The sequence below is a fragment of the Pararhizobium antarcticum genome (assembly GCF_001885585.1).
GTDB lineage: Bacteria > Pseudomonadota > Alphaproteobacteria > Rhizobiales > Rhizobiaceae > Pararhizobium > Pararhizobium antarcticum.
The window spans coordinates 80,424-104,366 of record NZ_LSRP01000057.1 but is presented as its reverse complement, the minus strand read 5'-3'; the positions used below and the strand labels follow the sequence as shown (position 1 = coordinate 104,366).

Below are 23,943 nucleotides of genomic sequence, written 5' to 3'. Positions count from 1 at the left end.
TGTCCCGCCCTCGTTGTTTGGATCATCATGTTTGAACGATTTCGCAGTTTTCTCGAAAGCCTGACCGAGGCGACGTCACCGACCGTAATCGAGGCTGGCGATCCGCGCATTGCCGTGATGGCACTTTGCATCCAGGTCATGGAAGCAGACGGCGAAACGGAGGTATCGGAGCGCAAGAAGGTGCGGGGGATGATCAAGGATCATTACCAGCTCGACGATTCGACCCTGAATGCGCTGATTGCCGCCGGCGAGACGGCAGAGAGCCAGGCGATCGACTTCTTCCGCTTCACCTCCGACATCAAGCGACACTTCTCCGAGGAACAGAGGATCGACCTCGTCGGCATGTTGTGGGAGATTGTTTATGCGGACGGCAAACGCAGCGAGATGGAGGACCATGTGATTTGGCGCATTGCCGATCTCCTGGGCGTCTCGGGGCGGGACCGGATCATCAAGCGCCAGGAAGTGGCGGCGAAGTTCGACGTGGTGGAGGAGACCGGGGCACAACAGGAAACGTAAGGCGACATGCTTTTCGACCATCGCGACACCAAAAGGCCGGTCCTCATCGTCCTGCATCAGGAAAGATCGAGCCCAGGCCGTGTCGGCCAGTTGCTTCTCGAGAAGGGCCTCAATCTCGACATCCGCCGTCCGGTGCTGGGCGATCCCCTGCCCTCGACCCTCGACGGCCATTCCGGCGCCGTCGTCTTCGGCGGACCGATGAGCGCCAATGACAATGAGGATTATGTGCGTCGGGAAATCGACTGGCTGGCCGTGCCGCTGTCGGAGAACCGTCCGTTTCTTGGCATCTGCCTCGGCGCCCAGATGCTGGTGCGCCATCTCGGCGGGATCGTCGCGCCGCATGACGAGGGTCTGACCGAAATCGGCTGGTATCCGCTGCGGGGGACCGACGGCGGGCGGGCGCTGCTTGATTGGCCCGACATGGTCTACCAGTTCCACCGCGAAGGTTTCGACCTGCCAAGGGGCGCCGAACTTCTGGCCTCAGGCCATTATTATCCGAACCAGGCCTTCCGCTATGGCGACAACGCCTGGGGCATCCAGTTTCACGGCGAACTGACCCGTGCAATGATGCACCGCTGGGTCGTGCATGGCGCGCACCGGTTCGAACTGCCGGGGGCCCAGATGGGCAAGGCGCATCTGGACGGACGTTTGCAGCATGATGGCCCGCTGCGCGCCTGGATGGACAATTTCCTGTCGCTGATCTTCCAGCGCAAGGGCGAAAAGACCTGCGTCTGACGTTGTCCTGAAGCGTCAGAGCACTGCGGTCGGGTCAGCCGCTTCCGGTCGTTCGACAATATGCGCGGGTACATCGAGCGAATCGATCCGGCGCAATTGCGGAAAGCCGAGCGCCCAGATGACGGACACCACCAATGTGCCGACACCGCCGATGACCACGGCCGGCACTGCGCCGATGAAATGCGCCATGGTTCCCGCTCGAAACTCGCCAAGCTCGTTGGAAGCGCCGACGAACACCATGTTGACCGCATTGACCCGTCCGCGCACGGCATCCGGGGTCCAGAGCGCGATCAGGGTTTCCCGGACATAGACCGAGATCATATCCGCAGCCCCCATCAGCATCAGGGCGGCAATCGACAGCCACGCGACCTGCGACAGGCCGAAGATCACCGTTCCCACGCCGAACAGCGCCACACCCGTGAACATCAGGACGCCGGCGCGATGGCGGATGGGATAGGTGGCCAGCACGATGGCAACGGCGATCGCACCAATGCCCGGCGCAGCCCGAAGCAACCCGAGGCCGAGTGGTCCCAGCACGAGGATATCGCTGGCGAACACCGGCATCAGCGCAACGGCGCCGCCGAGCAGGACGGCAAAGAGATCGAGCGAAATCGCCCCGAGCACCACTTTTTCCGAGCGGATGAAACGGAAGCCGGCCAGGATAGAGGACCAGCTGGCAGCCTCGCGCAGCACCCGCTGGACCGGCTTTTCAATCATGAGGACGAGAATGGATGACAGCACCAGAAAGCCGAGCGCCAGCGAATAGGCAACGATCGCACTCACCCCGTAGAGCAAACCCCCAGCGACCGGCCCCAGAATGGCGGCCGTCTGCCAGGACGAGGAATTCCAGGCAACGGCATTCGACAGATCGCGTGGCGGCACAAGATTGGGCGCGAGCGACTGGACGGCCGGCGCCATGAAGGCGCGCTCGATGCCGAAGACGATCAGGATGGCAAACACCGGCCAGGGTGTAAACGCATCAGCCAGGGTCAACGCAAGCAGGGCGGCAGCGCAGAGTGCACTGATGACCATGCAGATCGAAACGATGGCGCGGCGATTGTAGCGGTCGGCGACGGAACCAGTCACCAGAATGAGAGCCAGCGAAGGCAGAAACTGGAAAAGGCCGATCAGGCCGAGATACAGCGTGTTCTGCGTTTGCGCGTACATCTGCCAGCCCACCGAAACGCTGACGATCTGGATCGCGAAGGAGGCCAGGAAGCGGGCGAAGAAGAAGCGGGTATAGGAAACATGGCGGAAAGCCGCAAACCGGTCTGCGCCTTGAAGGGAGGACATGCGTCAGTCTCTTTCATTCGGAAGCAATATAAAGCCGGCGTGCACGTTAAACATGTTTCGACCGGTGCACGGCGCGGACTTGCCGGTTTACGCGTCAATGTCTACATGTCTGTCAACAAAGAATTGGAGACTGGCATGATTGCTGTCATTGGCACACTGAACTTCATCATCAACATCGCATGGTTCCTGATCATCGCATCGGCCATCTTCTCGTGGCTCTATGCCTTCAACGTGATCAATGTGAACAACCAGGCGATCAACATGATCGGTCGCTCGCTGTACCAGCTGACAGAACCGCTCTATCGTCCGATCCGGCGCATCCTGCCGAACATGGGCGGTGTCGATCTTTCGCCGCTGGTCGTCCTGGTCATTCTGTATTTCCTGCAGCTCTTTCTCAACACGACGATCGCACCGGCGCTGCTCGGCGTCGACTGACCCCTCGTCTCTACTGCACATATGCGGCAGCGTGGCCTCGGCAAGAGCCCGAAACAGAAACACCTCCGGATCGGCAGATCCGGAGGTGTTTGTTTGTCTGGCCCGTTGATGGAGCCGTTTACTTCTGGACGGTCTTGGCGCGCTCGATGGCTTCGACAATCAGCTGCTGGGCGACGGTGACGTCCTTCCAGCCGAAGATCTTGACCCACTTGCCGGGCTCCAGATCCTTGTAGTGCTCGAAGAAATGCTCAATCTGCTGCAGCGTGATTTCCGGAAGGTCGGTGTAGTCCTTGACCTTGTCGTAGCGCTTGGTGAGGTGATAGTTCGGAACGGCGATGATCTTTTCGTCCTTGCCCGAATTGTCTTCCATCATCATGACGCCGATCGGGCGCACATTGATGACACAGCCTGGCACCAGCGGACGGGTGGAAGCGATCAGGACGTCGATCGGGTCACCGTCATCGGACAGCGTGTGCGGAACGAAGCCGTAATTTCCCGGATAGGTCATCGGCGTATAGAGGAAACGGTCGACCACCAGCGTGCCGGCTTCCTTGTCCATTTCATACTTGATCGGATGGCCGCCAACCGGCACCTCGACGATGACGTTGATATCTTCGGGTGGATTCTTTCCAATGGAAATTGCGTCGATACGCATAGGTGTCTCCCAGATCAGCGATGAAATGCTGGAAACCCGATAAAGCGAAACATGCGGCAACGCAACATGACTTTCGGTTCACAGCCGAAATTGGCCGGGTCCCGACGCAACATGCGTCTGCCCATGGCCCACAGAAGCAGTTCGATCAAGGGCTGCGCGAACCCAATGTCCGACGCGCGATCGAACACGTTTCCGCAGCAGACCCGAGGGGATCAGTCCCAGATATAGCCGATCTTCTTGAGATTCTTTTCGCCAAAGTCTTCCATACCCTCGCAAAGGTCTCGTCCGCCCGCCGTGCGGAAGAACCGGTCGGCATGATGGCTGTCCTCGAGGCACCAGACGACCAGTCCCTTGCAGCCGAGCGATCTCAGCAGGCTTTTGGCCTCGCCGAACAGGATCCGGCCAAGGCCGATCCCCTGATATTCCGGGCGAAGATAAATTTCGTAGATTTCGCCTTCCTGCGGCAGGGCACGGGCACGATTGAGGCCCAGCGTCGCATAACCGGCAATCACGCCGGCCACATCGACAACAAGAAGCGTGGCAGGGCCGCGCGTCGCCTTGCGCCACCAGCTTTCATTTCGGCGATCGACCATATGGTTCAACGGCCTGTGCGGAATAAGGCCAGCATAGGCCTGCAGCCAGGAGACGCGGTGGACGTCCGCTATCGCAAAGGCGTCTCTCGGCTCCCCCGGACGGACATCAATTGACAGTGTTTTCATAGCGAAACTCTAGACCCATGACGCACCAACAGGAATCCCGCGAAGCCACCGATGTTGAACTTCCCACAGGTGACTGTTGGGGACCATGATCAAAAGTTAACGCTTTTTTAACTTTTGCGGCAAGCGTGAAAAGTCCGGCACGCACAGAAAACCCCGCGCAGCACGGCTGACGACGCGACAAGTCGCAGGTGATGAAAAATGGCCAACCACAGACAGACCGCGGAACTTTTTCCCGGTCAACGCGTTGTTCGACGTCCGGTGTGCGTGCGGTTGCAGCAAACACCCCGGCCATAAGAACAAGATCTAATTTTGCATCAGACCCGCGAACACTCAGTCCAGGCCCATAACCAGAATGTAGGGCGCATCTCCCAAGCGTCAACGGCCAGACACAGAAATGCGGGATGACGGATCGACCGAACGCTTAAACGGCACAATGGTGCCCTGTCAGGAGTTGCCCGTGAAGAACCTCTCTGCAGACCGGCGCATGATCAAGATTGCGATGGCGGCCCCCTATCTGGAGCGCCATGAAGAACAGGCTCTGGCCCAGGCCTGGAAGGACAACGACGATCAGGACGCGCGCAACAGGATCGCCATGGCCCATATGCGCCTTGTGATCTCCATGGCGGGAAAATTCCGGAATTTCGGCCTGTCGATGAGCGACCTCATACAGGAAGGCCATATTGGACTTCTGGAAGCCGCTGCCCGTTTCGAGCCGAGCCGCGAGGTGCGTTTTTCGACTTATGCCACGTGGTGGATCCGGGCCTCGATGCAGGATTATGTGCTGCGCAACTGGTCGATCGTCCGGGGCGGCACAAGCTCCGCCCAGAAGGCTCTGTTCTTCAATCTGCGCCGGCTGCGCGCAAAACTCGCCCAGGGTGACCGGCAGCTGACCGCCCAGGCGATCCACGAAGAAATCGCCGTGGCGCTCGGTGTCAGCGTGTCGGATGTCCAGACCATGGACGCGCGGCTTTCCGGAAACGACGCCTCGCTCCAGGCGCCGATCTCCAGCGGAGGCGAGGGCGATGGTGGCGAAAAGCTGGATCTGCTTGCCTGCAACGCCCCCCTGCCCGACGAACAGGTGAGCGACATGATTGATCAGGAACGCCGCCGTGCCTGGCTGGGAAACGCGCTTGAGCAGCTGAACGAGCGCGAAATGAAGATCATCCTCGCCCGCCGCCTCTCGGACGAAGGCGCGACGCTCGAAGAACTCGGCGTCAATCTCGGCATTTCCAAGGAGCGCGTTCGCCAGATCGAGACCCGCGCGCTGGAAAAGCTGAAGATCGCGCTTGTCGCGCAGGCGCCTGTCCTGGCAATGACGGCGCACTGAGCCGGACCAACCAAACAACAATCTCTTTGCAAGGCCCGCCACCCGGCGGGCTTTCGACGTCTGTCTGAAGCGACACCAGGGCCGGCTCCGCTTTCAGTCCGAACAAGCTATTCCGAGATGATCTTGACCTTGTCGCCCGGCTTGACCGTCGAGGTGACCTGCATGGCGTTGATCAGCCGGAAGAGATCGAGCTTGCGATCGGTGCCCATCATGCGGGCCGACAGCGTTGCCAGCGTATCGCTCGAACTTGCCGTGACAATGCGCACACGCAAAGGCTTCAGCGCAGCCGCCTCCTGCGCAGTCATCCGGCGGAACGAAGCGCGAAGCGCGTTCGCGGTTGGCGCCAAGGCCGCAGACCCCTTCGGCACGGCTGTCAGGAAGCGGTAGATCTGGGTATCGATCCGCATCACCGTGACATCAAAGTCCCAGCGATCGGCGGAGGCGCGTGCCGTCGCGGCCTCCAGGCCGTTGATCATTGTCGGCCTGATGGTTGCCGGCTGCAGGCCGGTGACCCAGCCGCTGGCAATATACTCCGTCAGGCTGCGCCGTTTCGGATCGGCAACGCCGTCGAAGCGGATCGCGATATCGCCGGGCCCGGTGGCCAGCACCGCTTCCGCCTTGTTGTCGATCTGGAAGCCGTTCGGCACGTCGAAGCGGATGCCCAGAGTGCCATGCAGAAATGTCTGTCCGCGGACATAGCCTTCCTGCGGGCTGTCTCCGTAGAGAAGACCGTCGATGCCTGCGAGATAATAGTCCCGTCCCCGATCGCCCGTCGCGCCCTCCGGTCCGAAAGCCCGTGCATGACGGCGCGCAAGGTCGACGCGCTGCGGCGCGTTCGGATGGCTGGACAGGAAGTCGAGGCTCTGGTCCGAATCCGGATCGACCGCCGAATAACGGCTATAGGCGGCCATGGAATCGAGGAAACGTGCGGCGGCATAGGCGTCATAGCCGGCCTCGCCCAGCATCCGCACGCCGATCACGTCAGCCTGCAATTCCTGATTGCGCGAGAAGGCAGCGAGGCGCAGCTTGCCGCGCGCGAGCGCCTGCTTGCCGGCAAGATCGCTCGACAGGACTTCGGAGACGACGCGGCTGGCGATCACTTCCGCCTCTTCCCGCTGCTGCCGCTCGATGCCGTGATTGGCCGTCACATGCGCCATTTCGTGCGACAGCACGGCCGCAACTTCAGAGGCATCAAGGGCAAGCGCCAAAAGGCCACGCGTCACGTAGAGATAACCGCCCGGCAGGGCAAAGGCGTTTATCGCCGGTGAATTCAGAATGGTGATGCGATAGGACTGGTTCGGGTTTTCCGAGACGGCCGTCAGGGCCCCGGCGATACGGGCAACCAGGCGCTCCGTCTTTGCATCCTTGTACTCGCCGCCATAACTGGCAACGATGCGCGGATGTTCGCGCGCGCCCACCTGTGCACGCGGATCGTTTTTCTGGACCTCATCGACGATCTGGGGATTTTGCGAGGGCGAGACGCTCGGCTCGTAGCTCTGCTCGACCAACGACTGGCACGCAGAGAGCAACAGTACGGTCAACAACCCGGCGGCGGCACGCAGAGCAACGCCAGGGCGCCCGGCCGGGAGCACGTGATCTGTGCCTGTCTTCCTGTTCATGCCTCAGCTCGTTCCCAGTCTTTCGTGCCAACCCGCAAGGAATTCGCGGCCATGCGACCAGCTGCAAATTCGGTATTCATTACAGTCCGGTACATAGTCGTAGCAAGCGTATCTGCAAGGTGCAGCTGTAACCCATTCCCGCCGCCGGTGCCTAGCAATACCAATAGAAATAGTTGCCCAGTGGTATCGCAGCAACGGATGCGGGAAACGCAGCCATATGGCAGTTACAGTTCGGGCCGTCGCATGGGGCGGCGGTTAAATTGTGGCAAAGGCAGGAAGTTTGCGGGACGAAGCGTTCAATTGCCGAGAAATGCGTTGATTGCCGGGTTGTCACGCCGCGCCAGAAATTCGGCCGTCGGCTGATGCGCGACGATCCGTCCGCCGTCGAGGAAAACCACACTGTCGGCCAGCCGTCGCAGATCATCCGGGTGATGCGTTATGATCAGGATGGTGTTTCCCTCCTCTTCGTGCAGATCGAGCAGGAGCTGGCTCATGCCGGCCCGCAAGCCCGGATCGAGCGCCGCAAAGGGCTCGTCGAGCAGGAGGATCGGCTTTCGCCGCACAAGCGCGCGCGCCAGGGCAACCCTCTGGCGCTCGCCACCGGACAGCGTCGGCGGCAGGCGCCGGCCAAACCCTTCCAGACCGACGCGCATCATCGAGCCGGCAATCTTGCCGCGCTCCTTGACGCCGAGGCGCAGCGCCGGATCGATCCCCAAACCGATATTGGTGGCGACATCAAGATGGGAAAAGAGATTGTGATCCTGGAAAATCACCGAAACCGGCCGTTCGGACGGTTCAACGTGAGCGACGTCTTTGCCAAAAATATCGACCCGGCCCTCATCCTGGGTTTCGAACCCGGCAATGACGTTGAACAGCGTTGACTTGCCCGATCCGGACGCCCCGACGATGGCGGCAATCTCGCCGCGCCGTATGGTGCAATCGAACTGCAGATGCGCATTCGGATAGCGGACATGGACATCCTGAAGGCCAATCGCCGGGTCCATGCTTTCAGCTTCGGCCATCACTATCCTCATTCCCGCGTTCACGCGTCTGCGCGGCCGTTCCGAAAATTGTCAGGGCAAGGCAGACAAGCCCGAGAAACAGCGCCAGCCCGGCTGCATCCGTCGAGCGATAGCTGCCCATCCGCCCGTAGAGCAGCCAGGGCAAGGTGACCATATCCTGCGAACCGAAAAGCGCAACGGCACCGAGATCGCCAAGCGACAGCGCAGCCGCAAAGGACATCGCCATCAGGATCGGCTTGCGAAGACCCGGCCAGTCTATGGCGCGCCAGCGGTTCCAGCCGCCAAGCCCGAGGCTCGCAGATAGTCTGGCGGTTCGCTGCCAATGCGTTTCCATGGCTGGCTTCAGGACCCGATAGACAAAGGGCAGAGCCATCAGCACGTTGATGAGGATCACCAGCACGGGCGCAAAGCGGCTGACATCACCGAACGGCCGCAGAAGCAGGAACCAGCCGGAACCGAGAACCACAGGCGGAACCAGGAGAACGAGCGAGGTCGAGGCGGAGACCGATGCCGCCAGGCCGCGCGCAACAGCGTGCGGGCGACGCGGTGCAAGCGCCATCTGCCGCGCCCGGATCATCGCGGCGGTTCCCGCGACACACAGCACCGCAGAGCAAACCGCGATGGCGAGGCTGGTGGCGAGCCCCCGGTGGACCATAGGATCGCGCACGAGCCCGGAAAGATCCGCCATCAGGCCAGAGACAACGACAGCTCCGAGCGGCAGCATCGTGAAAACCGCAGCGAGACCGATCACCGCGAAATCACCGATCCACCCGAGCCCCCGACGGCCATCGAAGCGGCGCGCCTTGCGACCGGAGGTCGGGCCATCCGCCGACGGCGGCGCCAGCCATCGCAGGGCAAGGAGCAGCAGGCCGGTAATGGCAATCTGTAGCAGCGAAAGGGCTATGGCGCGGGGCGGATCGAAGTCGAAGCGCAGCGCCTGGTAGATCGCCACCTCGATCGTGCTGGCCGCAGGGCCGCCGCCCAGTGTCAGCACCAGCGTGAAGCTCGTGGCACACAGCATGAAGACGAGGCTGGCAATGCCCGGTAACAGGCCGCGGATCACCGGCCATTCTATAAATCGGAAGGTCGACCAGGGCCGCATGCCGAGATTGGCTCCGACAAGCCAGTATTCCCCCGGTATGCGCTCGAGCCCCGTCAGCATCAGCCGGACCGCGAGAGGCATATTGAAAAAGACATGGGCCAGAAGAATACCGGAGAGCCCGTAAATGCTCACCGGCTGCTCGAGGCCGAGCCAGGACAGGCCGCCATTCAACACACCCTGCCGGCCCCAGATGCCGATCAGCCCGAGTGCTGCGACGAGTGCCGGCAGCCCGAGCGGCAACGCCATCAGCCGGACAACCCACACACGACCGGGGAAACGGGCTTGCCGCCCCAGGGCCAGCGCCACGGGAATGGCAAACAGCACCGACAGGCCCGTCGAGAGGATGGCCTGCAGCAGCGTGAACCGTGTAACCCGCCAGATATAGGCATCGAACGACAGAGTGGTTGCCACACCGGGTTGATCGAATGTGGCGAGCGCACCGGCCGCCAGCGCCACGAACAGGAGGATCCCGACGAGGCAAAAAGCCCCGGCGGATAGCGTCAATCGGCGTTCGATCCCCCTCACCCGCGGCTCAGTTTCGGCTCATGGCAGCGAGCCATTCGTCGATCCAGGCCCTGCGGTTTGCGGCAACGGCCTCGGACGACATCAGGAATGTCTTGGCTGGCTGCACCAGCTTGGCGAACGCATCAGGCAGAGGCGCGTCGAGCGCGCCGACCGGCATCATCCAGTTGGTCGTCGGAATGATCGTCTGGAACTGCGGCCCGACCATGAAGGACAGGAATTGCTTGGCAAGTGCCGGATCCCTGGCTGTCCTGATCATCCCGGCAACCTCGATCTGGATGTAGTGGCCTTCCGAAAACGCGGCCGCCTGATAGCGATCCGTGCTTTCCGAAACCATATGATAGGCAGGTGATGTGGTATAGGAAAGCACCATTGGTGCTTCGCCCTTGGTGAACAGGCCGTAGGCCTCCGACCAGCCGGGCGTGACCGTCAGAATCCGGTCTTTGAGTTTGGCCCAGGCCGCACCGGCCTCATCGCCATAAACCGATTTTACCCACAACAGCAGACCAAGGCCCGGCGTCGATGTGCGCGGATCCTGGATAACGATCTTCTGGGACGGATCGCCTTCGACGAGTTCCTTAAGGCTGGCCGGCGGCGTCTTGATGGTTTCGGTGTCATAGATCACGGCGAAGTGGCCATAGTCATACGGCGCAAACACATCGTCGGAAAATCCGCCGGGCACCGTGAGGCCGGACAGATCAAGGCCGTGCGGCGCAAACAGGCCGGTTGCCTTGGCTTCGGAGATCAGGTTGGTATCAAGACCGAGCACGATGTCGGCCTTGGTCGCCTCGCCTTCCAGCTTCAAGCGGGTCAGAAGTTCGACGCCGTCGGCGACGCCGACATAGTTGACCTTGCAGGCGCATGTCTTTTCAAAGGCTTCTGCAACCTTGGGCCCCGGGCCCCATTCGCTGACGAAACTTTCATAGGTGTAGACGGTCAGCGTCTTTTCCTGCGCAGCCATAGGGCCGGCCAGAGAGAAACCCGCCGCAGCGGCGATCATAGACAGAAGTACTTTGCGCATCAGGCGCCTCCTTTAAACATCCAAAATGGGAAGAGGGCGCTGAAGTGAGCCGTCTAATCCCTCCGCCGGTACAAGCCGGATCAGGTTCTGCGGGTCGGCTTTCGCCTCTCAGCCCCTCTTCCGACAGTCGGATCAGGGCGCCCCGTTAGAGCGAGATGAGATTTAGACGCCACGCATGAGCTTGGCAAGAGGCGGCTCGACCGCTTTGTCTCGGGGGTCGAAGGTCCGAACCGTTCGGCACCGGTCATCGATCCCGGGCGCTAGCTGCCGGCGGAGGGTAGCCGCACCGCCTTGAGACCGATGGCTGCAAACAGCGCAATGGCTGCGATGCCGGCTGCCGTCAGGAACAGCGGGTGAAATGCGGCCGTGTAGCTGGCGGCGACCGCCTGCTGTACCGGGGCCGGCAGAGCCGAAAGCATGGCCGGCGTCAACTTTTCCATATCGTCCACCCCGGCAACGGTGCCGCCATGGCGCGCAAGACCGGCAGCAATCGTGGCGCCGTAAAGCGAAATCGCAATCGACGCCCCGCCCATGCGCGACAGCGTGATGGCGCCGGTTGCCGCGCCGACATCGCCGCGCGCGACCATGTTCTGCACGCCTGTCACCGGCACCTGCTGGCCCAGGCCGATGCCGATGCCGTGAAAGCCCATGATGGCGGCAATCAGCAACAGCGAGGTGCCGGGATGGACCTGCGTGAACAAAAGCATGGCGATGACAGCCATGGCAGCGCTGGCGATCGAAAACGGCTTGTAGCGCCCGGTGATCGAGATCAGCCGGCCCGAGGCCAGCGAACCGCAGACAATGCCGCCGGTGAGCATGATGAACAGCAATCCGGCCGAAGACGGCGACAGGCCGGTGGTGGTCTGCAGGAACAGCGCGAAATAATTGACCATGCCGATGCCGATGGCGCCGCTTGCCAAAGAGATGATCAGGAACAGGCTGAAGGACGGATTGGCAAACAAGGACAGGGGCACGATCGGCTCTGGCGCCCGCCGTTCGACGAAGATCCAGACGACGGCGCAGGCAAGACCTGCAGCCAGGACGGAAAGGCTGCCGGTCGACAGCAGCGAGCCGAACAATTCCGGCGCATCGGCCAGAAGCACGATGCTGGTGACAGCGCCTGCAAGAAGCAGCGCGCCGGCATAGTCGATCCGCGGCTGCCGCGTCGGCCGGCGATAGGGCAGGAAGACGAACAGGCCGGCAAGGACGATGACACCGACCGGGATGTTGATCAGAAAGATCGAACGCCAGCCGAACAGGTCGCTCATGGTTCCGCCGAGCACCGGGCCGATGGCCCCCGATGCCATCAGCATCAGGCTGGAATAGCTCTGGTAGCGCGCCCGTTCGCGTGGCTCGAAGAGGTCCGCATTGATCGAGAAGATCGAGACCATGATGCCGCCACCGCCGAGCCCCTGAAAGACACGGGCTGCAATCAGCGTGTTCATCGAGGTGGCCAGCCCACAGGCGATCGAACCGAGCGTGAAGATCGTGACTGCGGCAATCATCACATATTTGCGGCCGAAGAGGTCACCCAGCTTGCCGTAAAGCGGCATCACCGCGCAGGTGGCGAGCAGATAAGACGAGCCGATCCAGCCGAAACGCTCCATCTGCCCGAACTCGCCGACGATCGTGGGCAGAGCGGTGGAGACAATCTGATTGTCGAGCGTCGCCATGAACAGCGCCGCCATCAGAAATCCGAAAAGCGTGAGACGAAGCGCCCTGCTCGAGACGAGCGGCGCAGGAACAGTTTGCATATCCATGGGAGAAATCCGGTTGCGTTTTCGAATTTATGTGCTGTTCGCACATATATGTCAACAGCATATTTATGTTCACGGCATATCGGTCTTTCGAAACCGCGAAAGCTTTGTTATTGTTGGCCATGGAAAATGCAGCCCCGACCACCAAAGCAGACCCTGGCGCCAGCGAAGCAGAGGCGAGCCGCACCCTGATTGGCCAGGCCATGGGCCGCTGGCGCCTGTTGATCGGACGTCGGGTCATGGCACGGCTTGCGATCAAAAGCGTCGCGCCTGAGCTGGAGATCAGCCATATCGACGTGCTCGACGCCGTCTGGCGCGCCGAACCGGAAGGCGAAGTGACGGTGGGAACGATCGCCGAGATGATGCGCATCGACCCCTCCCGCGCCAGCCGCATCGTCGCCGACATGGTGACACGCGGGGCACTCCGGCGTGAAGCATCTCAGACCGACGCCCGCCGGATCCTGGTGGTGATGACCGATCTCGGGCGGCAACTCATGCTCGAGGTCAAGGCCGTCAAGCGCAGCGTCATCGAAAGCATCCTTGCCGATTGGCGGGACGATGATGTGGCCGCCTTTTCAGTCCTCTTCGACCGTTTCGTCGCCGGCTTCGAGCATGTCTACCTGGCCCGGGAAAAGGAGGGCATGCCGACCACGCCCGAAAGCCTGCCCGCGGATAGGGCCGCCGGCCGGTAAAAACGGCAAATCGGCGCCAACCCCTTCCCCTCATCCCCCCGTTTGCGATAAGGGCTTGCGCCATGACAGAACGGGACGCCGTGACACATCCGGATTTCGCCATATTGATGGGCGGCGCGCTCAGAGCGACCGATCGCCTGCGCCGGCATCTTCACGGCATGCGCATCATCGCTGCCGATGGCGGCATGCGCCATGCAAAGTCTCTGGGCGTGATCCCCGAGCGCTGGATGGGCGATTTCGACTCGACACCGCCGGAGTTGATCGCGCAATGGCCCGATATCCTGCGCGAACCCTATCCGCCCGCCAAGAACGAGACCGATGGCGAGATCGCCGTCAGCGCGGCGCTGGAACAGGGCGCGAAAAAACTGCTTTTGGCCGGCGCGCTCGGCGGCGAGCGCAGCGACCACGCCTTCATGCACCTCCTGCATGCGGCAAGGCTCGCCGAAGACGGCATCGACGTGCTCCTGACCTCGGGCGACGAAGAGGCCTATCCGCTGCTGCCCGGCAGTCGCGACATCGATCTGCCGCAAGGCAGCCTGTTCTCGATCCTCGGGCTCGACACGCTGACCGGCCTGACCATCACCAATGCCCGTTATCCGCTGTCCGACTTCCATCTGCCGTTCGGGTCCTCGCGCACGATCTCCAATGTCGCCGAAGGCCCTGTCCGCTTTTCCCTTTCCTCCGGCAGGGCGATCATCCTCGCCCGCCCCTATGACCTTTCGGGAGCCTGATCTTGGCGCCACCCATTTTGAAACTTGATGATATCTTCCTGTCCTTCGGCGGCACGCCGCTTTTGGCCGGCGCAAACCTGCAGGTCGAGCCCGGCGACCGTATCTGCCTGGTCGGCCGCAACGGCTCCGGTAAGTCGACGCTGATGAAGATGGCCGCCGGCCTTGCCGAGGCGCAGACGGGCGAAATCTTCCGTCATCCGTCGACGACCATCCGCTATCTCCACCAGGCGCCGGATTTCGAGGGCTATGACACCGTGCTTGCCTATGCGGAAGCCGGCCTCGGCCCGAGCGATGATCCCTACCGCGTCGCCTATCTGCTCGAGCATCTGGGCCTTTCCGGCGAGGAAGACCCGGCGCAGCTTTCCGGCGGCGAAGCAAGGCGCGCCGCATTGGCCCGTGTCCTGGCGCCCGAGCCCGATATCCTGCTGCTCGATGAGCCGACCAACCATCTCGACCTGCCGACCATCGAATGGCTGGAAGGCGAGTTGATCAAGAGCCGGTCGTCGCTCGTGGTCATCTCCCACGACCGTCGTTTCCTCGAAAAGGTCTCCAATGCCACTGTCTGGCTCGATCGCGGCCAGTCGCGCCGGCTCAATCAGGGTTTCGGCCATTTCGAGGCCTGGCGCGACAAGGTGCTGGAAGAGGAAGAACTCGAACAACACAAGCTCGGCAAGGAAATCGAGCGTGAAGAGCACTGGCTGCGCTATGGCGTCACCGCGCGGCGCAAGCGCAACATGCGCCGGCTCGGCGCACTGCAGGACCTGCGCGCCAAGCATCGTGGCCACAACGGCCCACAGGGGTCCGTTCAGGCCACCGTTTCGGACGCGCGTGATTCGGGCAAGCTGGTGATCGAGGCGGACAGGATCACCAAGGCCTATGGTGAACGCTGCATCGTCGCGCCCTTCTCGATCCGTGTGCATCGTGGTGACTGCATCGGCCTTGTCGGCCCGAACGGCGCCGGCAAGACGACGCTCCTGAAAATGCTGACCGGCCAGATCGTGCCGGATGACGGCAATGTCAAGCTCGGTACCAATCTCGAGATTGCCACGCTCGACCAGCGCCGCGAAGACCTCAATCTCGAGGACACCCTGGCGCATTACCTGACCGATGGCCGCGGCGAAAACCTGCTCGTCAACGGCGAGCAGCGCCATGTCACAGGTTATATGAAGGAGTTCCTGTTCCAGCCCGAACAGGCGCGCACGCCGATCCGCAACCTCTCCGGCGGCGAACGCGCCCGCCTGATGCTGGCCCGCATCCTGTCACGCCCGACCAACCTCTTGATCCTCGACGAACCGACCAACGACCTCGACATCGAGACGCTGGATCTGCTTCAGGAAATCGTCGCCGGCTTTTCCGGCACGGTCATCCTCGTCAGCCACGATCGCGACTTCCTCGATCGCACCGTGACCTCGACCATCGCGCCGGCCAACCCGGATGCGCCCGACGGCCGCTGGATCGAATATGCCGGCGGCTATTCCGACATGATGGCGCAGCGCAAGGGCATGGCCGACGAGAAAAAGCGCGCCGACAAGGCGGAGAAAGCCAGATCTTCGGACACCAGCGGTTCATCCGCGACGCCGAAAACCGCCAAGGGAAAACTCTCGTTCAAGCAGAAATTCGCGCTCGAAACCCTGCCGAAGGAAATGCAGAAGGCCGAAGCCGAAGTCGCCAAACGCGAAACGGAAATGGCCGACCCCAACCTCTTCGCCAAAAACCCCACGCGTTTTTCGGCTCTCGCCACCGAGATGGAAAAACTGCGGGCGTCAATCGCCAAGATGGAAGAGGAATGGCTGGAACTGGAAATGCTGCGCGAGGAGATTGAGGGGTAAGGACGCCAAAGACCGAGCCTACCGCCCCACATTTCGGGGCGCGGTTCGGGATCTATGCGGCGATCGCCTTTTCCTGGGAAGCAAACAGGCGCGTCCTCTATGGAAGCTGCGCCAAGCAAACCGTTTCAAAGCCACAGCCTTACGAAATGCCCACATGAAATCGTTCGGCCAGCAATATCATGAGATACCGCACCGTACCAATCAAAGCAATGTCCAAGAGAAAATGGAGCGGGTGAAGCGATTCGAACGCTCGACCCCAACCTTGGCAAGGTTGTGCTCTACCCCTGAGCTACACCCGCTCATCAGCCTCGGTCCGGGGGTAGTCGGTGGACCGTGGCGTCCCCGCTAACTTGCGGCGACGGGCGCTATATGGCCCAGCCATTTTCCAAATGCAACAGGGAAATGACGCGCCGTCGAAGAAATTTTGGCGGGAATGGCGCAAGCCCTTGGAAACAAGGCCTTTTGACCGGCGCGCGCGGTCGAATATTGCGCTTGCCTGCCCTTCACCGTATGGAAAAAGCCTGTTCTCGACCAAAAGGAATCGCCATGAGTGACGCGCCAGCACCGGATCCGACGCCAAAGACGCAGGAGGACCTGTTCAAGTTTCTCGACAGCCTCGGCATTGCCCACGCCACGACGCGCCATGCGGCCGTGTTCACCGTTGCCGAATCGGCGGCGCTGCGCGACGAGATCCCCGGCGGCCACACGAAGAACCTCTTCGTGAAGGACAAGAAGGACAATTATTTCCTGCTGACCGTCGAGGAGCATGCAACCGTCGACCTGAAGACCGTGCACACGATCATTGGTGCGGCCAGCAAGGTTTCGTTCGGGCGCCCGGAAAAACTGATGGACTATCTCGGTGTCATTCCCGGCGCCGTTACCGCCTTTGGCGTCATCAACGACGCCGGTCGCAATGTTAAGATCATCATTGATGCCGATCTGATGCGCGACGAGATCATCAACTGCCACCCGCTGACAAACGACGCGACCACGTCGATTGCCTCAAAGGACCTGTTGCGCTTTATCGAGGCGACCGGACATGAACCGCTTGTCTTGAAAGTGACGTCCTGACATACGATCTTGGAGGCGAAGCGGGCCCTTGGGACGAAGCCAAGGTAGCTTGGCGCGGCACCGGCCGCCAGTGACAGCAGGACAAGCGGACAGAGCGGGTCCGCGAGGAGAGATGATGAGCGGCAGCGACAATCCCTATGCAGGCTCCTACGGAAGCCAGATGACGGCAACGGCGAACTATGGCGGGACGCCGGCACCGGCCCCCGCGATGGCGCCTGCCGGCGACCTGATCAAGGACACGACAACGGCGACTTTTACCCGCGACGTCATCGAGGCCTCGCGCGAGCAGCCGATTCTCGTCGATTTCTGGGCCCCCTGGTGCGGTCCCTGCAAGCAGCTGACCCCTGTTATCGAAAAAGTCGTCACGGAAGCCGGCGGGCGCGTCAGGCTGGTGAAAATGAACATCGACGATCATCCGTCGATCGCCGGCCAGCTCGGCATCCAGTCGATCCCCGCCGTTGTCGCCTTTTCCGACGGACGCCCGGTTGACGGTTTCATGGGCGCCGTCCCGGAAAGCCAGATCCGCGAATTCATCGAAAAGATCGCCGGTCCTGTTATCGACGACCAGCAGGCACAGATTGACGCAGCTCTCACGGACGCAAAGGCATTCCTCGACGCCGGCGATCTCGAAAATGCAGCTGGCCTTTATGGCGCCGTGCTGCAGGCCGTTCCGGACAATGCCTCCGCCATCGCCGGTCTGGCCGAATGCATGATCCAGGCCGGCGACATCGAGCAGGCACGCGCAATCCTCAGCGACCTGACGGAAGAGCTTGCCAAGGACGCAGCGATTGCAGCCGTGCTGAAGAAGCTCGGACAGATCGAGGAAGCCCGCAAGCTCGGCGACCCCGTTCTGCTCGAACAGCAGCTGGCGACCGATCCGGACGATCACGAAGCCCGCATCAAGCTTGCCAAGATCCGCAATGTCGAGGGCGACCGCGCCGCTGCCGCCGATCATCTTTTGGCGGTGATGAAACGCGACCGGACCTTCCAGGATGATGGCGCGCGACGCGAGCTGCTGCAATTCTTCGACGTCTGGGGCCCCATGGATCCGGCGACACTCGCAGCCCGGCGCAAGCTGTCCTCGATCCTGTTTTCCTGATCTGGCGGCTTCTCCTGATGTGGCATCTTGTCCTGCTGCGATCCTCTCTGTTGATGCAAGGGGGTCGCTCTCTTGAGATTTCGAGATGGCGCACCATCTTGAAAGTATCGGCACAGACCGGCTAGATGCTGGGACGCCGCAGAGCGACGGGATATATTCAAGATGCAAGTGGGCAATGCGCGTTACCTCAGGCCCCAGGACCTGCCGGATACCCTGCCGGTGATGCCGCTGACCGGTGTCCTGTTGCTGCCCGGTGCGCAGCTGCCGCTGAACATTTTCGAACCGCGTTATCTCGCCATGTTCGACGACGCGCTGGCCGGCAACAGGTTGATCGGCATGGTGCAACCCTCTTTCAGCGAAGGCCACGGCGAAAGCCCGGCGGGATCGCTCATTGCCCTCTGTCAGGTCGGCTGTGTTGGCCGCATCACATCGTTCACCGAACTGGAGGACGGGCGATACATTGTCTCGCTGACGGGGATCTGCAGGTTCCGGCTGTTTGACGAGGCGCATCTGACCAAGGGCTATCGCTCTTTCCGCATCGCGCCCTTTGCCGCCGACCTGGTGGCGCCCGACGAAGAGGCACAGGTTGACCGCGAGGCGCTGCTGGCCGCCTTCAAGGCCTATCTGGATGCCAACAAGCTGGAAGCCGACTGGGAGAGCGTCGGACGCGCCAGCAACACGACGCTGGTCAATTCCATGGCCATGATGTCTCCCTACGGACCGGCGGAAAAGCAGGCGCTGCTTGAGGCACCGGACCTGAAGACACGGGCCGAAACCCTGATCGCCATCACCGAAATCGTCCTCGCCCGCAATTTCGGCGATTTCGAAACCCGGCTGCAGTAGGAAACGCAGATGGACGCCAAGACCAGCAAGGTCGATCCTAAGCTGCTCGAACTGCTCGTCTGCCCGCTGACCAAGGGCCGGCTCAGCTATAATGCAGGCGACAACGAGCTGGTGTCGGAAAAAGCCCGGCTGGCCTATCCCATCCGCGACGGCATTCCGATCATGCTGATCTCCGAGGCGCGCAAGATCGAGGACTGAGCCGCTTTTGGGCTGTCCGGCTTCATGATCGATCAAGATTTTCCAAATAGACTGTGTCTGTGAACGACACGGGAAAATGCATGATCGTCTGGCACATCACAGCCGCCATCCTGACGCTGACGATGATCGGCACGGCGGCGCATGTTTTCCGATCCTCGTTCAATTTCATTCCCGATCGCTTCAACGCTGCACCTGGCCGGTTCTGGACCAACCATGCGATCGACGACATGCTCAGCAGCAATTATGGCTTCTGGGACATGGTGGCCGGTACGGAATACGACAGCGACGGATACTATGAATTTTTCAGCCTGAGAAATCTGCGCATTGCCTGCACCTGGACCATTGCCTGCGGAACGGCGATCGGGCTGTCGATTCCAGGAGGCTGGGACTGGTTTGCGGCGACCGCCAATGCAGCGCCCGGCTGGCTCTGGGCGCTGTTTGTCCATCGCCTGAACAACATGACGTTTTTCTGAACTCAGATCGCCTGCCCCGACAGCATGCGCGGCTGGGTCTCGCCGGCAATGCCGGAAGCCTGGCGGATGAAAAATGATTTGAGCGAGGGCAGGCGATCGACGATGCCAAGCCCGAAATCGCGCATCACCCGCAACGGCGTGTTGTCGTTGGAAAACAACCGGTTCAGCACATCGGTGGTGACACCCATGCGGAACGTGTCGAAGCGCCGCCAGCTCTGGTAGCGCTCGAGCACAGCGAGCGATCCGATGTCGAGGCCGAGCCGGTCGGCCTCGACGATGGTTTCAGCAAGGGCGGCGACATCCTTGAAACCAAGGTTCAGTCCCTGGCCCGAGATCGGGTGAATGCCATGGGCTGCGTCCCCGGCCAGCGCGAAGCGCGGCGCCACGAAATCGCGCGCCAGTGTCAGCCCCAGCGGATAGGCGCGGCGTCCGGCGACCACCTTGATGGCGCCGAGCTTATGGCCGAAACGACGCTCCAGCTCGTCCTCAAAGACCAGATCGTCTGCCGCCAGCAGCCGGTTCGCATCGGCGGTGCGCTCGGTCCACACGAGCGATGACCGATTGTTCTTCAGCGGCAGTGTCGCAAAGGGACCGGCCGGCAGGAAATGTTCCTCGGCAGTGCCGTCATGCGGACGTTCGTGCTCGACGGTCGTGACGATGCCGGACTGGCCGTAATCGAATTCGACCGTCTTGATACCGGCCGCATCCCGCAGTTTCGAGCGCACGCCATCGCAGGCGACCAGCAGCCGCGCCTGCAGCGCCTCGCCATGCACAAGTGTCACGTCGACCGAATGATCGCCGCTTTTGAAACCCTGCGCCGCCGTCGATTGGCGGATGGTTACGCCGCGCGCCGCCGCAGCCTTGCGCAGCGCGCCGACCAGGGCAACGTTCGGCACCATGTGCGCGAACGGCTGTCCGTCGACCGCCTCGTCTTCGAATGTCAGGAAGATCGGACGGACGGGATCCGACGTTTTCGAATCGGTCACGATCATGCGCTTGATCGGCTCGGCATCCGGCGCGATTTCATCCCAGACCCCGATGACATCGAGCATTTGCGAGGCAGCCGCTATGATGGCCGATGCGCGCTCGTCCTTTTGCCAGACGCCCTCCGGCGCACCATCGATGACCATCACATCCAGGTGCGGCGCCGCCGTCTTGAGCGAAACCGCCAGGGACAGGCCGACATAACCGCCGCCCGCAATCAGCACATCGATCATCGGCTTTCTCCCATAGCACTTGAGCATTTCCTGTCCCCTATATAGATCATGATTGTTCGTGTTCCTACCATCGGAGACTGCCGATAATGTCGCGCCCCACTGACACGCCCGCCCCGATGCCCGGACCAATGGACGTCCTGCTTGAAACGCTCGACCTTGAAAAACTCGAAGAAGACCTGTTTCGCGGCCGTAGCCCGCAGGTCGGCTGGCAGCGCGTCTTTGGCGGCCAGGTCATCGGCCAGGCGCTGGTGGCGGCCCAGCGCACCGTTGGCGAAGGTCGCTACGTGCATTCGCTGCACGCCTATTTCATGCGCCCGGGCGACCCTGCCGTGCCGATCATCTACAGCGTCGACCGCATTCGCGACGGCGCCAGTTTCGCAACGCGACGTGTGGTTGCCGTCCAGCACGGCAAGGCGATCTTCTCGCTTTCAGCATCCTTCCAGTTCGACGAAGGAGGCTTCGAGCACCAGATCACCATGCCAAACGTAACGCCGCCGGAGGACCTTCTCGGCGAACAGCAGATCAAGGAGAAATTCCTGGTCAATGCACCCGAAGCCATCCGCCGCTACTGGGAGCGGCCGCGGCCGATCGAAATCCGCCCCGTCTCGCTCACCCATTATTTCTCCCGCGACAAGCTGGAACCGACACAGGATGTCTGGGTCAAGGCCGTCGGCAACGTTCCGGACGAGCGTCATATCCAGGCAGCCGTTCTGGCCTATATTTCGGACATGACCCTGCTCGACACGTCCCTCTATGCCCACGGTACCTCGGTCTTCGATCGCAACCTGCAGGTCGCCAGTCTCGATCATGCGATGTGGTTTCACCGCCCCTGCCGGATGGACGATTGGCTGCTCTACACACAGGACAGCCCCAGCGCCTTTGGTGCCCGCGGAATGACCCGCGGCAGCCTTTTCGACCGCTCCGGCGTGCTGATTGCCTCCGTTGCCCAGGAAGGGTTGATTCGGAAAAAGGCATCTGAATAAATATTGTGCAGTTTTTGAAATTTGCACATTTTTTCATCTGCAAATTTGACGAATTTTTAACATTCTCGCGGCGAGGCCTGCGAGAATATGACTTTTCCATGTCTTTTCATAGAGTTACCAAGCTGATCCCGAACTGGCACGCGCCTTGAATAGGATAGCGCGTCGCCGGGGGAAAAAGTGCCAGGCGGCGAGGAGACGGCCCCGAGCCGCACATGAACACGAAGGATGGGAAACCAGATGAAAATTGTGATGGCCATTATCAAGCCGTTCAAGCTCGATGAGGTGCGCGAAGCCCTCACGGCTGTTGGCATCCAGGGCCTGACGGTGACCGAAGTCAAAGGCTACGGACGCCAGAAGGGGCACACGGAGATCTATCGTGGCACTGAATATGCGGTGAGCTTCCTGCCAAAGCTGAAGATCGAGATCGCCGTACCAACCGAAATCGTCGACAAGGCCGTCGAAGCGATCGCCACCTCTGCCAAGACCGGCCAGATCGGCGACGGCAAGATCTTCGTCTATTCGATTGACCATGCCGTGCGCATTCGTACCGGCGAAACCGATTCAGAAGCGCTGTAAGTCACGGCCGTTCAGGGAGCTACATGTCTATGTCCTCATTTAAAATTTCCACCTCTCTCGGACGCGTGAGCGCTGCAACCGCAGCCTTCTTCGCCCCGGCTATCGCCTTTGCGCAGGAAGCGGCACCTGCCGCTGCCGAAGCCGTTGCCGCTGCACCGGTTCCGGACAAGGGCGATACCGCCTTCATGTTCCTTTGCACCATCCTGGTGCTGTTCATGCTGATCCCGGGCCTCGGCCTGTTCTACGGCGGCCTCGTGCGCGCCAAGAACATGCTCTCCGTGCTCATGCAGTGCACCGTTGCCGGTGCTGCCGTCATGCTCATCTGGGTTATCTACGGCTATTCCTTCGCCTTCGGTGGCTCGACCTCCGCTTTCTTTGGCGGCACTGCAAAGCTTTTCCTGGCCGGCGTCACGCCTGACAGCACGGCTGCAACGTTCTCCGATGCAGTCATTCCGGAATATATCTTCATCATGTTCCAGATGACCTTCGCCGCCATCACCCCGGCGCTGATCATCGGTGCCTTCGCAGAGCGAATCAAGTTCTCGGCAGCGGTGCTGTTCTGCGTGCTGTGGGCAACCTTCGTCTACTTCCCGATCGCCCACATGGTCTGGGACGCCAACGGCCTTCTCTTCGGCTGGGGCGCGCTTGACTTCGCCGGCGGCACGGTCGTTCACATCAATGCCGGCATTGCAGGCCTGATCGGCGCGATCATGGTCGGCAAGCGTACAGGTTTCGGCAAGGACATGATGGCTCCACATTCCATGACCCTCACCCTCGTTGGTGCGGCCATGCTGTGGGTCGGCTGGTTCGGCTTCAACGCCGGCTCCAACCTCGAAGCCACGGGCGGCGCGATGCTCGCAACCGTCAACACCTTCGTCGCGACGGCTGCTGCCATCATCTCCTGGTCGCTGGTTGAAACCTTCACCCGCGGCAAGGCCTCGATGCTCGGTGCAGCATCCGGCATGATCGCCGGTCTAGTTGCGATCACACCGGCCGCCGGCATAGCCGGCCCGATGGGCGCAATCGTCATGGGCCTGCTCGTATCGCCGCTGTGCTACTTCTTCGTCTCCGTGGTGAAGAACAAGTTCGGCTATGACGACACCGCAGACGTCTTCGGCGTACACGGCATCGGCGGCCTCTTCGGCGCACTGGCAACCGGCATCTTCGCCTCCTCCTCGCTCGGCGGCATCGGCTATGCCGAAGGCGTCACCATGGGCGGCCAGTTCATGACCCAGGTCTATGCCGTTCTCGTCACCATCGCATGGTGCGGTATCGGCTCGGCGATCCTCTACAAGATCGTCGATGTGGTCGTTGGCCTGCGCGTCTCGGTCGAAGCCGAACGCGAAGGTCTTGACCTCGCCTCGCACGGCGAAGCAGCCTACCACTCCTGAGACCTCAATGCCGGCGACCCAGGTTGCCGGCATTGACACTCCCGTCGCGACACAGTCCATTTGCCGCTTTCAGGCCCGAACCTCTGGTTCGGGCTTTTTTCGTTGCTGCGCAGCCCT

Annotated in this window: 24 protein-coding genes, 1 tRNA gene and 1 riboswitch; of the genes, 15 read left to right on the top strand and 10 right to left on the bottom strand. The window is 61.5% G+C overall.

All coding sequences use genetic code 11. From position 1 onward, the window contains the following. Positions 1–27 precede the first annotated feature (27 nt). Positions 28–516: a tellurite resistance TerB family protein gene (locus AX760_RS05435; protein ID WP_071831961.1), complete on the top strand. Its 489-nt coding sequence runs from the start codon at positions 28–30 to the stop codon at positions 514–516. Positions 517–522: 6 nt separating this feature from the next. Continuing rightward, positions 523–1,251, top strand: coding sequence for a glutamine amidotransferase (locus tag AX760_RS05430; protein ID WP_071831960.1), 729 nt, complete (start codon positions 523–525; stop codon positions 1,249–1,251). Between the two features lie 15 nt (positions 1,252–1,266). On the opposite strand, the gene AX760_RS05425 is transcribed toward AX760_RS05430, so the two are convergent. Continuing rightward, the gene (locus AX760_RS05425; protein ID WP_071831959.1) at positions 1,267–2,544 is read right to left on the bottom strand and encodes an MFS transporter; all 1,278 of its coding nucleotides are present in this window, start codon (positions 2,542–2,544) and stop codon (positions 1,267–1,269) included. Between the two features lie 135 nt (positions 2,545–2,679). Between AX760_RS05425 and AX760_RS05420 the strand changes: the two genes are divergently transcribed. After that, positions 2,680–2,979 carry a YggT family protein gene (locus AX760_RS05420; RefSeq protein WP_087149172.1) on the top strand — a complete coding sequence of 100 codons (300 nt, stop codon included), beginning with the start codon at positions 2,680–2,682 and terminating at the stop codon, positions 2,977–2,979. A 118-nt stretch (positions 2,980–3,097) separates the two neighbouring features. Here AX760_RS05420 and ppa read toward each other — a convergent pair whose 3' ends face one another. Together ppa and AX760_RS05410 are read right to left on the bottom strand one after the other, a co-directional pair. Beyond that, positions 3,098–3,634, bottom strand: a complete 537-nt coding sequence (gene ppa / locus AX760_RS05415; protein WP_071831957.1) for an inorganic diphosphatase — start codon at positions 3,632–3,634, stop codon at positions 3,098–3,100. 212 nt (positions 3,635–3,846) lie between these two features. Then, a complete protein-coding gene (locus tag AX760_RS05410) occupies positions 3,847–4,353 on the bottom strand; it encodes a GNAT family N-acetyltransferase (RefSeq protein ID WP_071831956.1) in 507 nt (168 codons plus the stop codon). A 457-nt stretch (positions 4,354–4,810) separates the two neighbouring features. On the opposite strand from AX760_RS05410, the gene AX760_RS05405 reads away from it, so the two are divergent. Next, a complete protein-coding gene (locus AX760_RS05405) occupies positions 4,811–5,680 on the top strand; it encodes an RNA polymerase factor sigma-32 (RefSeq protein ID WP_071831983.1) in 870 nt (289 codons plus the stop codon). 107 nt (positions 5,681–5,787) lie between these two features. Here AX760_RS05405 and AX760_RS05400 read toward each other — a convergent pair whose 3' ends face one another. The 5 genes from AX760_RS05400 to AX760_RS05380 form a co-directional block, all read right to left on the bottom strand. Further along, entirely contained in the window at positions 5,788–7,299 is a 1,512-nt protein-coding gene (locus tag AX760_RS05400; protein ID WP_083531078.1) for a M48 family metalloprotease, read from the bottom strand. Positions 7,300–7,595: 296 nt separating this feature from the next. Further along, positions 7,596–8,321, bottom strand: a complete 726-nt coding sequence (locus AX760_RS05395) for a thiamine ABC transporter ATP-binding protein (RefSeq protein WP_083531077.1) — start codon at positions 8,319–8,321, stop codon at positions 7,596–7,598. Beyond that, entirely contained in the window at positions 8,308–9,927 is a 1,620-nt protein-coding gene (thiP, locus tag AX760_RS05390; protein ID WP_071831955.1) for a thiamine/thiamine pyrophosphate ABC transporter permease ThiP, read from the bottom strand. The genes AX760_RS05395 and thiP overlap by 14 nt, the downstream gene beginning before the upstream one ends. Positions 9,928–9,955: 28 nt before the next feature. Then, positions 9,956–10,945 carry a thiamine ABC transporter substrate binding subunit gene (gene thiB / locus AX760_RS05385; RefSeq protein WP_425348816.1) on the bottom strand — a complete coding sequence of 330 codons (990 nt, stop codon included), beginning with the start codon at positions 10,943–10,945 and terminating at the stop codon, positions 9,956–9,958. Positions 10,946–11,006: 61 nt separating this feature from the next. Next, positions 11,007–11,121, bottom strand: a riboswitch (TPP riboswitch). 105 nt (positions 11,122–11,226) lie between these two features. After that, a complete protein-coding gene (locus AX760_RS05380; protein WP_071831953.1) occupies positions 11,227–12,726 on the bottom strand; it encodes an MDR family MFS transporter in 1,500 nt (499 codons plus the stop codon). Between the two features lie 119 nt (positions 12,727–12,845). Between AX760_RS05380 and AX760_RS05375 the strand changes: the two genes are divergently transcribed. The 3 genes from AX760_RS05375 to AX760_RS05365 all read left to right on the top strand — a co-directional run bounded on the left by AX760_RS05375 (position 12,846) and on the right by AX760_RS05365 (position 15,975). Further along, on the top strand, positions 12,846–13,415 hold the full coding sequence (locus AX760_RS05375) for a MarR family winged helix-turn-helix transcriptional regulator (RefSeq protein ID WP_071831980.1): 570 nt from the start codon (positions 12,846–12,848) through the stop codon (positions 13,413–13,415). 62 nt (positions 13,416–13,477) lie between these two features. Beyond that, on the top strand, positions 13,478–14,146 hold the full coding sequence (locus tag AX760_RS05370) for a thiamine diphosphokinase (RefSeq protein ID WP_425348815.1): 669 nt from the start codon (positions 13,478–13,480) through the stop codon (positions 14,144–14,146). Positions 14,147–14,148: 2 nt separating this feature from the next. Continuing rightward, the gene (locus AX760_RS05365) at positions 14,149–15,975 is read left to right on the top strand and encodes an ABC-F family ATP-binding cassette domain-containing protein (RefSeq protein ID WP_071831952.1); all 1,827 of its coding nucleotides are present in this window, start codon (positions 14,149–14,151) and stop codon (positions 15,973–15,975) included. Between the two features lie 224 nt (positions 15,976–16,199). On the opposite strand, the gene AX760_RS05360 is transcribed toward AX760_RS05365, so the two are convergent. Then, positions 16,200–16,274 (bottom strand) — tRNA-Gly (locus AX760_RS05360). Between the two features lie 247 nt (positions 16,275–16,521). Here AX760_RS05360 and AX760_RS05355 point away from each other — a divergent pair. The 5 genes from AX760_RS05355 (at position 16,522) to AX760_RS05335 (ending at position 19,659) form a co-directional block, all read left to right on the top strand. Further along, positions 16,522–17,046 carry a prolyl-tRNA synthetase associated domain-containing protein gene (locus tag AX760_RS05355; protein WP_071831951.1) on the top strand — a complete coding sequence of 175 codons (525 nt, stop codon included), beginning with the start codon at positions 16,522–16,524 and terminating at the stop codon, positions 17,044–17,046. A 115-nt stretch (positions 17,047–17,161) separates the two neighbouring features. Further along, the gene (gene trxA / locus AX760_RS05350) at positions 17,162–18,145 is read left to right on the top strand and encodes a thioredoxin (RefSeq protein ID WP_071831950.1); all 984 of its coding nucleotides are present in this window, start codon (positions 17,162–17,164) and stop codon (positions 18,143–18,145) included. A gap of 162 nt (positions 18,146–18,307) precedes the next feature. After that, on the top strand, positions 18,308–18,988 hold the full coding sequence (locus AX760_RS05345; RefSeq protein WP_071831949.1) for an LON peptidase substrate-binding domain-containing protein: 681 nt from the start codon (positions 18,308–18,310) through the stop codon (positions 18,986–18,988). Between the two features lie 9 nt (positions 18,989–18,997). Continuing rightward, positions 18,998–19,186: a Trm112 family protein gene (locus AX760_RS05340; RefSeq protein ID WP_071831948.1), complete on the top strand. Its 189-nt coding sequence runs from the start codon at positions 18,998–19,000 to the stop codon at positions 19,184–19,186. An 80-nt stretch (positions 19,187–19,266) separates the two neighbouring features. After that, entirely contained in the window at positions 19,267–19,659 is a 393-nt protein-coding gene (locus AX760_RS05335; protein ID WP_071831947.1) for a hypothetical protein, read from the top strand. A gap of 2 nt (positions 19,660–19,661) precedes the next feature. Here the strand turns inward: AX760_RS05335 and AX760_RS05330 are convergent, their stop codons facing one another. Continuing rightward, a complete protein-coding gene (locus tag AX760_RS05330; RefSeq protein WP_071831946.1) occupies positions 19,662–20,876 on the bottom strand; it encodes a ubiquinone biosynthesis hydroxylase in 1,215 nt (404 codons plus the stop codon). 86 nt (positions 20,877–20,962) lie between these two features. Here AX760_RS05330 and tesB point away from each other — a divergent pair, with 86 nt between their 5' ends. From tesB to AX760_RS05315, 3 genes are all read left to right on the top strand, one after another. Beyond that, complete coding sequence (tesB, locus tag AX760_RS05325; protein ID WP_071831945.1) at positions 20,963–21,859, top strand: acyl-CoA thioesterase II; 897 nt, start codon at positions 20,963–20,965, stop codon at positions 21,857–21,859. Between the two features lie 225 nt (positions 21,860–22,084). Then, positions 22,085–22,435 carry a P-II family nitrogen regulator gene (locus tag AX760_RS05320; RefSeq protein WP_071831944.1) on the top strand — a complete coding sequence of 117 codons (351 nt, stop codon included), beginning with the start codon at positions 22,085–22,087 and terminating at the stop codon, positions 22,433–22,435. Between the two features lie 29 nt (positions 22,436–22,464). After that, entirely contained in the window at positions 22,465–23,826 is a 1,362-nt protein-coding gene (locus AX760_RS05315) for an ammonium transporter (protein WP_071831943.1), read from the top strand. The last annotated feature ends 117 nt before the right edge of the window (positions 23,827–23,943 follow it).